General features: G+C 69.1%; 12 protein-coding genes. 7 read left to right on the top strand and 5 right to left on the bottom strand.

Annotated elements, in window-relative coordinates; translation table 11 throughout:
* Nucleotides 1-20 precede the first annotated feature (20 nt).
* Nucleotides 21-1,250: a flavodoxin-dependent (E)-4-hydroxy-3-methylbut-2-enyl-diphosphate synthase gene (gene ispG / locus WEB29_02480; protein ID MEX2135816.1), complete on the bottom strand. Its 1,230-nt coding sequence runs from the start codon at nt 1,248-1,250 to the stop codon at nt 21-23.
* Between the two features lie 81 nt (nt 1,251-1,331).
* Between ispG and trxB the strand changes: the two genes are divergently transcribed.
* Nucleotides 1,332-2,336 (top strand): thioredoxin-disulfide reductase, encoded by a 1,005-nt coding sequence (trxB, locus tag WEB29_02485; GenBank protein MEX2135817.1) that lies wholly within the window; start codon nt 1,332-1,334, stop codon nt 2,334-2,336.
* 9 nt (nt 2,337-2,345) lie between these two features.
* Here the strand turns inward: trxB and WEB29_02490 are convergent, their stop codons facing one another.
* Nucleotides 2,346-3,242 carry a DUF1028 domain-containing protein gene (locus WEB29_02490; protein MEX2135818.1) on the bottom strand — a complete coding sequence of 299 codons (897 nt, stop codon included), beginning with the start codon at nt 3,240-3,242 and terminating at the stop codon, nt 2,346-2,348.
* Between the two features lie 71 nt (nt 3,243-3,313).
* Between WEB29_02490 and WEB29_02495 the strand changes: the two genes are divergently transcribed.
* The gene (locus WEB29_02495; protein ID MEX2135819.1) at nt 3,314-3,691 is read left to right on the top strand and encodes an ACT domain-containing protein; all 378 of its coding nucleotides are present in this window, start codon (nt 3,314-3,316) and stop codon (nt 3,689-3,691) included.
* A gap of 16 nt (nt 3,692-3,707) precedes the next feature.
* Here the strand turns inward: WEB29_02495 and WEB29_02500 are convergent, their stop codons facing one another.
* Both WEB29_02500 and WEB29_02505 read right to left on the bottom strand, forming a co-directional pair.
* Nucleotides 3,708-4,466 (bottom strand): glycerophosphodiester phosphodiesterase family protein, encoded by a 759-nt coding sequence (locus tag WEB29_02500; protein MEX2135820.1) that lies wholly within the window; start codon nt 4,464-4,466, stop codon nt 3,708-3,710.
* The gene (locus tag WEB29_02505) at nt 4,463-5,803 is read right to left on the bottom strand and encodes an MFS transporter (GenBank protein ID MEX2135821.1); all 1,341 of its coding nucleotides are present in this window, start codon (nt 5,801-5,803) and stop codon (nt 4,463-4,465) included. Before WEB29_02505 ends, WEB29_02500 begins: the two co-directional genes overlap by 4 nt.
* Before the next feature lie 100 nt (nt 5,804-5,903).
* Here WEB29_02505 and WEB29_02510 point away from each other — a divergent pair, with 100 nt between their 5' ends.
* From WEB29_02510 to WEB29_02525, 4 genes are all read left to right on the top strand, one after another.
* On the top strand, nt 5,904-8,273 hold the full coding sequence (locus WEB29_02510; protein MEX2135822.1) for an MMPL family transporter: 2,370 nt from the start codon (nt 5,904-5,906) through the stop codon (nt 8,271-8,273).
* Nucleotides 8,270-8,557: a hypothetical protein gene (locus WEB29_02515; protein MEX2135823.1), complete on the top strand. Its 288-nt coding sequence runs from the start codon at nt 8,270-8,272 to the stop codon at nt 8,555-8,557. Before WEB29_02510 ends, WEB29_02515 begins: the two co-directional genes overlap by 4 nt.
* A gap of 107 nt (nt 8,558-8,664) precedes the next feature.
* Nucleotides 8,665-9,147, top strand: coding sequence for a hypothetical protein (locus WEB29_02520; protein MEX2135824.1), 483 nt, complete (start codon nt 8,665-8,667; stop codon nt 9,145-9,147).
* 10 nt (nt 9,148-9,157) lie between these two features.
* Nucleotides 9,158-10,345, top strand: coding sequence for a CaiB/BaiF CoA-transferase family protein (locus tag WEB29_02525; protein ID MEX2135825.1), 1,188 nt, complete (start codon nt 9,158-9,160; stop codon nt 10,343-10,345).
* A 6-nt stretch (nt 10,346-10,351) separates the two neighbouring features.
* On the opposite strand, the gene WEB29_02530 is transcribed toward WEB29_02525, so the two are convergent.
* The gene (locus tag WEB29_02530) at nt 10,352-11,656 is read right to left on the bottom strand and encodes a D-alanyl-D-alanine carboxypeptidase family protein (protein ID MEX2135826.1); all 1,305 of its coding nucleotides are present in this window, start codon (nt 11,654-11,656) and stop codon (nt 10,352-10,354) included.
* 309 nt (nt 11,657-11,965) lie between these two features.
* On the opposite strand from WEB29_02530, the gene WEB29_02535 reads away from it, so the two are divergent.
* Nucleotides 11,966-12,900 (top strand): hypothetical protein (locus WEB29_02535; protein ID MEX2135827.1); only part of this gene is annotated, 935 nt, incomplete at its 3' end.

Below are 12,900 nucleotides of genomic sequence, written 5' to 3' on the forward strand. Positions count from 1 at the left end.
GCCGCTGCCCCGACTCGCGCTCAGGAGGGCGTGGCGGCGAGAGCCTCCGGGTAGCGCTTCGCGACGTAGTCCTCGAGGATCTCCAGGAAGCGCGGCACGATGTCGTCGCCGCGCAGCGTCGTGCGCAGCTGCCCGTCGACGAAGACGGGCGCCACCGGCTCCTCGAAGGTGCCCGGCAGGCTGATCCCGATATCCGCGTGCTTGCTCTCGCCGGGTCCGTTCACCACGCAGCCCATGACCGCCACCCGCAGCTCCTCGACGCCGGGGTGCGTGCGGCCCCAGACGGGCATCTGGTCGCGCAGGTAGGCGCCGATGTCGCGGGCCATCTCCTGGAAGAAGGTCGAGGTGGTCCGGCCGCAGCCCGGGCAGGCGCTGACCTGCGGAGTGAAGCTGCGCAGCCCGAGCGATTGCAGCACCTGCTGCGCAATTTGCACCTCCTCGGTGCGGTCGCCGCCGGGCGAGGGCGTCAGGCTGACCCGGATCGTGTCGCCGATCCCGCGCTGCAGGAGGATCGCCAGCCCGGCGGTGGACGAGATGATGCCTCGCGATCCCATCCCCGCCTCGGTGAGGCCCAGGTGCAGCGGGTAGTCGCACCGCTCCGCAAGTCGCCCGTAGACCTCGACCAGGTCCTGCACGCCGGACACCTTGGCGGAGATGATGATGCGGTCGTGCCCCAGCCCGGTCTCCTCGGCCAGCCGCGCCGAGCGCAACGCCGACTCGAGCATGGCGTCGATCATCACGTCGCGCGACTCACGCGGCTCAGGCAGCGCGGCATTGGCGTCCATCAGCTCGGTCAGCAGCTGCTGGTCGAGCGAGCCCCAGTTCACGCCGATGCGCACCGGCTTGCCGTTGGCGATCGCCACTTCCACGATCTGGCTGAACTGCTGGTCGTGCCGCTTGGTGCCGACGTTGCCCGGGTTGATGCGGTACTTGGCCAGTGCGGCCGCGCAGGCCGGGTATTTCGTCAGCAGCAGGTGGCCGTTGTAGTGGAAGTCCCCGATCAGCGGGACCCCCACACCCAGCCCGTCGAGCTTCTCGCGGATGATGGGCACGGCCTGTGCTGCCGCGTCGTTGTTGACCGTGACGCGCACCAGCTCCGACCCGGCGTGCGCCAGCTGGGCGACCTGGATCGCGGTGGCATCCGCATCCGCTGTGTCGGTGTTCGTCATGGACTGCACCACGATCGGATGTCCGGAGCCGATCAGCACCCCGCCGACGTCCACGCTCACGGTCTGGCGACGATCGATCATGGCCCGAGTGTACTCAGGATCGTGGCGCGGCCGCCCCGACGGCGGCATCGGGCCGTTCGACGACTTCGCTAGACTGAATTCATGACCGCGACCGTTCCGCCCAGCACGGGCACGCCTGAAACTGACGCTACCAATACCCGCCGCCACAAGCTCGCGATCATCGGATCCGGGCCCGCCGGACTGACCGCTGCCATCTACGCCGCCCGGGCGAACCTCGAGCCGATGGTCTTCGCCGGCAACACGCCGCTCGGCCAGCTGATGATCACCTCGGACGTGGAGAACTACCCCGGATTCCCCGGCGGCGTGCAGGGGCCTGAGCTGATGCAGCTATTCCGGGACCAGGCCGAGCGCTTCGGGAGCAAGCTCCTGGACCGGGACGTGACCCGCGTGGACTTCAGCCAGCGTCCGCATCGGCTCTGGGTGGGCGACGACGAGTACCAGGCCGATGCCGTGATCGTCGCAACCGGCGCCTCCGCGCTATGGCTCGGCCTCGAGTCCGAGGAGCAGTTCCGGGGACGCGGCGTGAGCGCCTGCGCAACGTGCGACGGGTTCTTCTTTCGCGATCGCGAGATCGCGGTGGTGGGCGGTGGCGACACCGCCCTGGAGGAGGCGCTCTTCCTGACCCGCTTCGCATCTAAGGTGACCATGCTGGTCCGGCGTGAAGCGTTCCGCGGAAGCAAGATCATGCAGGACCGCGCCTTCGCGCACCCCAAGGTCGACGTGCGCTGGAACACCGAGGTGACCGATGTGCGCGGCGAGATGACCGTCAACGAGCTCGGGCTGCGGGACACGGTCACGGGCGAGGCATCGAATTTTCCAGTCCAGGGGCTCTTCATCGCCATCGGCTACAAGCCGAACACCGATCTCTTTGCCGGCCAGCTTGACCTCAACGAGCGCGGCTACTGCGTCGTCGATGCCGGCACGCGGACCAAGGTCGAGGGCGTCTTCGTGGCGGGCGACGTTCACGATCACCTGTACCGCCAGGCGGTTACAGCCGCGGGTGACGGTTGCCGGGCCGCGATCGATGCCGAGCGCTGGCTCGAATCGGTGGGACAGATCGAGGCCTCGACCGCGACCAACTGGTAGCCGCCCCGGCTACTCCAGCAGCGAAGCGGCCAGCTCGGGAGTGACGCCTTCGCGGCCGGCGTCGGCAAGGTGCTGGAGGGTCGTGCGCCAGCGAGGATCGGCGGCGAAGGCGATCTGCAGCTCGCGACGCCCACCCTCGACGTCGCCCGCCGCGGCCAGCTCCACGCCCCGCCAAAAGGCGAGCTCGTAGGCGTCGGGCGACATCTGCCGCGCAAGCTCATAGCGCTCGGCCGTGCTGCTGCCAGCCTCCGCGGCATCTCCCTCTTCGTCCATCAGGTCGTACGCCAGCTGCATGGTGACGATCCGCCGCAGCTCGGGGACCGGGTCGGGGTGATCCTCGATGCGCAGGTCCATGAGCCGTCCGCGCCAGGCAGCGGGCTGCAGGTCGGCCTTGACGACCATGATGGCCGCCGACTGGCGACCGCGGACATCGCCGCCCTCCGCCTCGGCCGCCTCCATGGCCCGTAGCAGGCGCTCGACGAATGGAACCTCCAGGGCCACGGCGCTCTCGTAGGCGGCGGCCATCGCGGGCCAGCAGCTGGAGCGCTCGAGCAGGTTTCCCTGCACGGTGAAGCCGTCGCCCAAGAGGTGTCCGCAGGCCGGGATGCAGTCGGCTCCGGTATGTGCGGACACTCGTCCCTGGCTGTCGACCACGCCGAGCTGGCGGACGTGTGCCTGTTCATCGCCCGGCACCAGTGCCGCAACCACCGCATCGGCTGCCTGGCCGGCGCGCAGCATCTCGAGCCCCATCGGGCCGAAGCTGACATTGACCGATGCCTGGGTGGCGATCGCGCCGACCCCCGCCTCGAGCCACGGGACGGTCGCGCCAACGCCGAGGTAGTGCGACTGGACGGCGACCCCGAAGCGCCCGGTCACCGGATCGCGGGCGACGATGCTGTAGGTCACGGGCGCAGGGTAGCGACCTCGACAGCCACCTGTACACTCCATCGATTCCGCATCGACCACAAGGAGGAGGCATGAACGCATTCATCGTCGAGCTGCCGAACCGGCCGGGGAGCGTGGCCATGATCGCCGAGGCGGTAGCCGAGCGCGGGATCAACATCACCGGGTTCGCCGGCGCCACCTCGGGTGAGCTCGGATCGGTCTCGTTCACCACCGACGACGAGTCGGGAACGCGGACCGCCCTGGGGGAGAAGGGCTGGGTCTACCGCGAGGTGCCGATGGTGACCTTCAGCCTCGAGCATCGTCCGGGGACCCTGGCCGCGGCCGCGCGCCGGCTTGCCGACGCGGGGATCAACATCGAGACGGTGTTCGTCGCAGGCATGGACGGCGACAAGGTGAGCGTCGCATTCGGAGTCGACGACCCCGAGGCCGCACAGCGGGCGCTCGGCTAGGCCCGCCGCCTGCCGATCAGTGGCTCTCGCGCGGACCGAGGGCCTGCCGGCCGACGTCTGGAAGGTCGGTGACGAAGCCCCACAGGCCGTAGGCGGCCAGCTGCTGCATGCGGACCGGGTCGTTCACGACGTAGCAGCCCATCAGCCGACCATACGCGGTGGCCAGCGAGAGGATCGGCTCGGGATCGAGTCCGAGGTCGCCCTCCCATGGGTGGACGGCCGCATGGCCGTGCTCGACGGCGTAGATCAACGCGGCTTCGATCGGCTGCGACGGGACCAGCAGGTATCCGGTCGCAAGCTCGGGATCGAGCGCCCGCGCCTCGTCGATGATCCGCTCGTCGAAGCTGATCAGGCTCACCGCCCCGGCGGCGCGCACCCGCGAGCCGCGCAGCCCCTCGATCGCCGGAGCCGTCGCGGCGCGTGCCTTGACCTCGACCACCAGCCCGATGCCGTCAGGCAGCCATTCGAGCACCTCGGCGAAGGTGGGGACGGTGAGCCCCTTGCCGCGGAACGGGAACGACCCGTCTGGCGCCTCGAAGCGGCAACCGGCGTCGGCCGCGCCCAGCTGCTTCAGCGTCATCGAGCTGATGGACCCGGTGAGGTCGGTGGTGCGCTCCAGCGTCTCGTCGTGCACCAGTGCCAGCTCCCCGTCGGCGGTCAGGTGCACGTCGAGCTCGATCGCGTCGGCGCCCATATCGACCGCACGGCGATAGGCCTCCATCGTGTTCTCCGGGGCGACGGCGGAGGCGCCACGGTGTGCCACGATCAATGTCATGGCGTCTCTCCCGGCGGAACGATCGCCGGTTCCAGGGGCGTGGCCAGAGGCGACTCGGCATCGGGCTCCCTGCCCTCAGGGACTCTCCGCACGATGAGAAAGCCGACAACCATCAGCACCAGCAGGGACAGGATCGCGATCCGGTACGCGTCGCGGCCGAGCGCAGGCTGCAGGAGACCGATGATCGCCCCATACACGAGCGGGCCGATCACGGCGCTCGCCTTCCCAGCCAAGCCATAGAGGCCGAACATCTCGCCGATTTGCGCGGGGGGCGCCAGCCGCAGCAGCAGCAGGCGATCCGTCACCGCTACGCCGCCCAACCCGGAGCCGAGGATCGCGCCGGCGAGTAGAAACGGCAGCCGCTCCAGCGTCAGGCCGACGATCAGCAGGCCGACAGTCCACGAGCCAAGCACCCACATCAGCGTGCGCTTCGGCCCGATCCGATCGGCGAGCACGCCCCAGCCGAAGGAGGCGACGACTGCGGCGACGGTCAGACCGATCAGTACGAAGCGCGATTCAGTTTGGCTGAAGCCGATGGCGTTGATGGCGAACAGGCTCATCACCGCGATCGCCGTGTTGATCGGGTCCGTGTAGAAGAAGCGACCAACGATGAAGCGCATGAGTCCTGGGAAGCGCCGAGCGTTGCGGATCGTGTCGGCCACTTGTGACCACGAACGGAGCGCGTTGCCAGCCCGGAAGGGGATGCCGCGCGTCCTGCGCTCATGGACGATGGCAAAGATCGGGATCGCGAAGATTGCGAAGAGCGAGCCAATGAGCAGGAAGCTGGCAGCCGTCGTCTCTCCGTCGTCAGTGACTGTCAGGCCGAAAAGGAGCCCGGAGACGATCGTCCCAACGTAACCGAGCGCAACGCCAACCCCTGAGAGGCGGCCGAGCATCCCCGGACGGGCGACGTCCGGCAGCATGGCGTCGTAATAGATCAGCGCCGCCTGGAACCCGAAGTTGGCGATCGCGAAGAACAGCAAACCGAGGCCGATGTTGACAAAGCCAATGAACAGGGTAGGTGCGACGCACATGACCGTGAAAACGAGCAGGTATCGCTTCCGGCCACCGGTGCGGTCGGACATCGCCCCGAGCGCTGGCGAGACGATCGCGTTGACCGCTACCGAAAGGCTCAGTGCCAGGGTGAAGAGGAATGTGCCGGTCGCTTCGCCAAGGAAGCGAGTCGCCCACGGGCCCATCGCGAAGCTGACGATGGCGAACGAGAAGATCGTGTTGGCGAAGTCGTAGAGGGCCCACGAGAGGCCCTCGAGGGCACTCCCGGAGCGGGTCAGGCCGCCCAGTCCGCGCCACCACGCAGTGGGGGCGAGGCTGGTCACGCGCCGGTGGCGGGACGATTCACGCGCGGATCATAACGACCCTGTACCCTTCGCCCCGGCGAATCGCGAACCTCAGCCCATTCGAGGTGATCCGTTGTCCATGGCTGCCACCGCGCCGCTCCCGAACGGGCCCGTGCGAGAGCTCCACCCGACCGGCATCTTCGCCGCGGTGGGGCGCTTTGACTATCGGTTGCGGCGCTGGCTGCCGATCGTGGGGCTGGCGATCGTGATTGGCATCAACATCTGGGCGGCCACCTCGGGCGGGTCGCTGATCCAGGGCGGTTGGGATATCGCCGGCTCGGAGGAGCAGCGCGCCTCCGCGATCATCGCGGATCGCTTCGGCAGCGAAGCGACCACCATGCTGGTGGTCTATGAAGCCCCCGACGGCAATGCCGCCTCGCCTGAATTCCAGGCCACGGTCGCGGCGTCCCTGACTCGCGTCGCGGATGACCCCGCGGTGACGAAGATCCAGACGTATGCCGACACCGGCGCGCCCGCGCTGCTGAGCAAGGATGGCACCCACACGATGGCTGCGGTCTTCCTCGACAAGGGCATCGAGGAGGCGGTGGACGATGCCGGTCGGCTCGCCGACAAGGTCCAGCGCCCCGCTGGCGTCGAGGTGTGGGTGACCGGCATCCCGCAGGTCTACCACGAGTTCAACGCCAAGATCGAGGAGGACCTGTTCCAGGCCGAGGCGATCAGCCTGCCGATCGCCCTGCTGATCCTTCTCGCCGTGTTCGGCACGCTGGTCGGAGCGGCACTGCCGCTGGTGATCGCTGGCCTGGCCATGCCGACCGCGTTCGCCGCAATCAGCCTCCTGGCCAACGTCACCGAGATGAGCATCTTCGTCACCAATATCGCGACCATGATCGGCCTGGCGCTGGCGATCGACTACTCGCTCTTCATGGTCAGCCGCTTCCGCGAGGAGCTCCGCCACCACGACGTCGAGATCGCCCTGGAGCGGATGATGGGCAGCGTCGGCAAGGCGGTGGCGGTGTCGGGAATCGCGGTCGCGGTCGGCCTCTCCTCGCTGGTCGTCTTCGACGCCGCGGCACTCCGCAGCATGGGGATCGGTGGGATCCTCACCGTCGTATCGACCCTCGTCTTCGGGCTGACCGTGCTCCCGGCGCTGCTGGCCCTGCTCGGCCCGAGCGTCAACCGGCTGCGCGTCCCGCTGCCTCGCTTCCTGCGCCTGGTCGAGGAGGACGCGGACGAGGCCGACCGCCGCCAGGGGCACGGCGTGTGGGCATGGATCGCGGCGCGCGTCATGCGTCGGTCGCTGATCGTGGCGCTGCCGGTGCTGGCGGTCCTGCTGATCGCAGGCTCGCCCTTCGTGGGGATCCAGCTCTCCACTGGGCAGAATCTCACCGACCTTCCGCGGATCCCGGCCCGCACCGGGTTCGAGGTGATCGCCGACGAGTTCCCCGGCGGCGAGAACGATCCGATCACGATTGTCGTCACCCGGCCGGGCGAGGACACGGGCGGCACTCTGTCCGCCGAGCGACAGGCTGAGGTGGCCGCCTACGAGGACCGGGTCAAGGCGCTTGGGCTGGTGACACAGGTCGAGAGCGTCCTGACGCCACCGCCGGGGACCATCGCAGACGACTACCACGCCCTGCTGGCCCTGCCACCCGACCAGCGACCGGAGGCGGCGCGGCCGGCTCTGGCGGAGTACATCTCGGGTTGGCTCGCCGGCGATACCGTCAAGCTTCGCGTCTTCTCGAACGCCGTCCCCGACTCCGAGGAGGGTCGCGCGCTCGTCGGCGAGGTTCGTAAGGTCGAGCCGCCGCCGGGAGCGCAGGCCCTGACTGCCGGATTGCCCTCACGCTCGGCCGACTTCATGACCAGCTTCCGCGCATCGGTCCCGGTCGCGATCCTGATCGTCGTGCTCGTGACGACGGTGGTCCTGTTGCTGACCTTCGGATCGGTCTTCCTGCCGATCAAGGCGGTGCTCATGAGCCTGATCAGCGTCAGCGCCAGCTTTGGGGCGCTGGTCTGGATCTTCCAGGACGGGAACCTGTCCGGCCTGCTCGGCTTCGAGACCTCTCACACCATCGGCGCCTGGCAGCCGATCATCATGTTCGCAATCCTGTTCGGCCTGTCGATGGACTACGAGGTGCTCCTCCTAGCGCGCATCCGGGAGCGCTACCTGGCGACCGGTAACAACACGAGGGCCGTCGCCGAGGGGATCGGGCTCACCGGCGGCATGATCACCGGCGCGGCACTGATCATGGTCGCCGTCTTCGCCGCCTTCGCGATGTCGAGCATCACGTCGATCAAGTCGCTGGGCGTGACCATGTCGCTGGCCGTGCTCATCGACGCCACCATCGTCCGCGGGCTGCTGGTCCCCGCCTTCATGCGGATCATGGGTAGCGTCAACTGGTGGGCACCCGCCTGGCTGCAGCGGGCGGTTGCCCGGCTTGGCCTGTACGAGGTCGGCTCGCCCGTGGTCGACGTCACCGCTCGGTGACCGATCCCCGCCGGCGGCGCCTCGACCGGTTGACCGACCGCTGGCGAGCGCGCCATGAGGCCCGCGTGGCGTCCGAGGGGCGGCCGCGCGCAGACCCCGAGCGGGAGACTCGCGCCCTGGCATTCTTCCCGTGGAGGACGCAATCGGCCGCTGAATATGCGGCGACCCATGGAGCGGCGATGGTGGGCTACACGTACGACGCCTATTCCTACGCGGATCCACTGTTAGAGGCATGGCTGCTTGAGCTCGGGGAGCTCCTTCGCACGCGGGGAAGCCCCTCCTGATGCCTCCCCCCTGGGCGACAGAGATGGTGCGCACCGTGTGCGCGGCCGCGGGTGTCGTAGAGCCTGCGATGCGGTGGCGGCAGGCACTGCGATCGGCGTCCTCCGGCGTGACGCGACGCTCGACGGGCAGCATCTCGGTCACGGCCGGAGCCGATCCGGTGGACCAGCGGCTCACCCTGCTCCACGAACTGGCCCACTGGCTCGGGCCGGCGCCCCGCAGCAGGCGCGGGCGCGTCGCGCATCACGATGCGCGGTTCTACGCCGCCGCGTTCGACCTGTACCGGAGCCACGGCATCCCCGACGACGAGATCCTGGCCCGCGAGGGCGGCCGCTACCCGAGCGCGCTGCGCCACGCCCGAGCGCTGGGGATCCCCGGAGCGGATGTTGCGTGGCTCAGCCGTCGGGAGGCCCTGCGCGAGCGCGCACGCCTGCGCGCTCCGGTACGTGTGCTCGTGGAAGAGCACACCATCCGACTGGTCCGCGACGGGCGCTGGACCCGGTGCGGCATCTGCGGCGTGCGGGTGGTGGGGCCGACCCTCGCCCGGCTCCGGCGGCGTGCCGGCCGTCATGTCCTGCTCAGCGCGGGCTAGGAGGCCGCCGATGGACACAGCGCTGCCACTCACCGGCATCCGGGTGCTGGACTGCTCGCGGGTCTATGCAGGGCCGATCGCCAGCATGCTCCTCGGGGACCTGGGAGCGGAGGTCTGGAAGCTCGAGCCGCCGAGCGGCGACGAGACGCGCGGCTGGGGACCGCCGTACTGGGGCGACCCGGCCGGCCGCCGCAGCGCGTACTTCGCATCGGTCAACCGCAACAAGCGCAGCCTGGTGGTGAACCTCAAGACCGATGCGGGCCGAGCCCTGCTCGACCGCCTGGCTGCCACGTGCGACGTCCTCCTGCACAACTACCAGCCGTCGGTCGCCGCCGATCTCGGCCTGCATGCAGATCGCCTTCGCTCCGCGCATCCACACCTGGTAGTGGCGACGATCGGCGGCTTTCCGGGGGATGGCGACGCCAGTGAGCGGCCGGCCTACGACCTGGTGGCGCAGGCGTTCAGCGGCCTGATGTCGGTCACCGGCGACCCGTACGGCGGCCCGATGAAGGTCGGCGTCGCGCTGCTCGACCTGACCGCGGGGTTGCAGGCTGCGATCGCGGCGCTGGCGGGGCTGGTGGCCCGGGAGCGCGGCCGCGCCGACGGGTTGCACGCATCGGTCAGCCTGATCGAGTCAGGCGTCGCCAGCCTGACCAACGTGCTTGGGCATCACCTGGCAACCGGGGAGGAACCGCGCCGCTGGGGGACCGGGCACCCCGACATCGTGCCGTACCAGGTCTTCGCGGCGCGCGACGGCCACCTGGTCGTGGCCGTCGGCAACGATGCGCAGTTCGAGCGCCTGCTCACCGTGCTCGAGCTGGAGCCTGACCCGCGCTTTGCCAGCAACCATGATCGGCTCATCACGCGCGACGAGCTGGTTCCTGCGCTGGCCATGCGCATCGGCGATTGGTCGCGCGACGAGCTCGTCGCCGCCCTCACCGAGGCCGATGTGCCGGCCGGTCCGGTCAACTCGGTCAGCGAGGCGCTGGCAGCCATGGAGGCGGCGCATGACGGCGAGTGGACGCAGGCCGCTGATGGCATGCGGCTTGCCCCGGCCCCGATCCGAATCGACGGGCGGCGGCTGCCACTGCGAGCCGCGCCGCCGCGGTTGGGCGAGGACACGAACGAGATCCTGGCGGAGGTCGGGCTGAGTTCGGACGAGATCGCCGCACTGCGAGCCGAGGGTGCGATCCGCTGAAGGGGCCTAGTGGACGCCCAACCCCTGTGACCAGAGCCACTCGCGCAGCGTGACGCCTGCGTCGTGCACCGCCGCGGCCGTGGCGAGTCCCACGTAGCGGTAATGCCACGGCTCATAGCTGTAGCAGCTCACTGCGCTCGTCCCCGGCAGATAGCTCATCACCCAGCCGAACTTCCAGGCGTTGGCCTTGAGCCACGCACCTTCGGTCGAGGTTGCCCAATCGGCGTAGGTCCAGGGCGAAGCCCCACCGACCGACCGAAAGTCGATGGCGGTGCCGAGCTGATGCTCGGAATGCCCCGGGCGAGCCGATGTCCTGAGGGCTCCGCTGTAGCCCACCTGGCGCACCCAGCCATTGAAGGTGAGCACCTGCCCCTGGTATGAACGGTAGGCCGATTGAACCGCCAGCCGCGCCCCATCGGATATCGCCGCGTCGAACATGGTGCGAAGGTCCTGGAGGGCGATCGCGCGAATGAAGTGCGAGCCGTTCAGGCCGGCCTGCGAGGTGTCGACCAGGTCCCCGGGCGCATAGCCGCTCGGCAGCCGGAAGACCGTGTCGAGGACCGTGGTTCCCCAGTCAGCAAACGCGATCCGCGCTGCCGGCAGGTCGAGATAGTCGCAGGTGGGGAGCGGGGGGATCGGTGCCTCCAGGTCGTCCAGCGCGATGCCCATGGCGGTCCCGTGGACCCAGTAGCCCTGCCAGACGCCGGCATTGACCAGCAGGAAGCCGACGTCATCCATGACGCGATACTCGGTGGCCGTCGCCGACGACGGCGAGCTCAGCGTCGAGCGCCTGATCGCGGTCCAGTCCGCGGTCGAGTCGCCGAACCTGTAGCCGGTGTACGTGCCGGCCTCGAACCTGACGCGGTCGCTGGTGGACACCGTCCAGCTCGTCAGGGGCAGCGCGTTGCCAGCCAGGTCGTGCACCAGGCTACTCAGCGTGACCGTGTACCTGGCGGCGAATGACAGCGTTGCCTCCGGGACGAGGGTCGCGATGCGGCCCGTCGGGTCGAGGCTGACGATCGAACCCTGCACCGTGCCTGCTGCATCGGAGAACTGGAAGGCTGCCCGGTCCACGCCACGCACCGGCTCGCTGAACGTGACGGTGATGCCCGACGCATCCAGCACACCGCCCGCAGGCGGGTCCTGGAGGGAGATGCCCGGAGCGGTCACATCGGGAGTTGGCTCGGCACTCGGGCTCGCGGTCGGCTCGACCGACGGGCTCGCGGCCGGGCTGGGCGTCGGCGCCAGGCTGCAGGACGTGCCGGCGATCACGAGAAGCAGGCTGGCGGCAGCGAGCGGGAGCTTGGACATCAGGCGCCAATTGTGGGACATCGTGGCCGAGGCGGACCGAGCCATGAGCGGCGTGGTGAACGAAAGACCTAGCCGCTGTATGACAAATGGAGCCTCGGCGCCGCTCGTGATTTGGTATCCTCCTCGGCCGGGGGCGCATCACGATTGGGCACGAGGCGAGAGCGTCCAGTCGCCGGCAGGGGGCCGGGGGCGCAGCGGAGCTGTCATACGCGGGAGTCTCGCTCGGCGCGTAAGCGCGCCACGTCGGACCATGCGTACCGAGGGGCGGGCGTTCTCCGCGCGATCTTCCTGACCCTGATCGGGTTTGCGGTGCTCGCGGCGGCTTTGGCCTCCGCGCCCCGTGTAGATGCCGCCACCAGGACCTGGGACGGCGGTGGCGCCGACAACAACTGGTCGACTCCTGCCAATTGGTCAGCTGACACCCTGCCGGTACCTGGGGACACGGTCACCTTCAACGGCACGAGCACCAAGAACGCCATCGTCGATGTGGCGGTCACCGTCGCTATCTTCCAGGTGAATGCTGGCTACACCGGCACGGTGACGCAGAGCAATACGCTCACCCTCACGACCTCGTACACCCAGTCCGCTGGCACATTCATCGGCGGTGGCGCGGCCATCACCGTCAGCGGTGGTTTCACCGTGAATGCCGGTGGAGCCTTCACCAGCACAACCGGAACCTTGACGGTGAACGGCGCGGTCACGCTGGCCGCCGGTGTCTTCACCCATAACGGTGGGAGCGTGGTCTTCTCGACCAGCAACGTCACATTGAACCTGGGCGGGGCTGCCACCTTCAACAACGTCCAGTTCCTGTCCGGCACCAAGACGATCAGCGCTGGCAACACCCTGTCCGTGGTCGGTGCGCTGACCTTGACTGGAGGGTCGGTGAACACCGGCACGCTGGCGGCCCAGGGGGACATCAGCTCCGCCAGTGGCTTCACCGGCGGCGGCACCGCCACGCTGCTGATCAACGGCGCCGGGGCGCAGCTGTGGACCGGCGCAGCGAGCGCCACCAGCAACCTGCCGATCGTCGACATCGACAAGCCGTCAGGCACGCTGACGATGACCGGCACGTTCCGGACCACGCGAAACTGGACGTGGACGTCCGGCGCCGTGGCCGCCTCCGGCAGCACCGTCACGTTCGCGGGCACCCTGACGGTGAGCGGCTCCCACACCCTCGACGCCGTCGAGATCAGGGGCACGGTCACCATCGCGGCCGGCACCACCCTGACCGCCACCGGCGCGCT

The sequence above is a fragment of the Chloroflexota bacterium genome, assembly GCA_040902225.1.
Classification (GTDB): domain Bacteria; phylum Chloroflexota; class Limnocylindria; order QHBO01; family QHBO01; genus CF-167.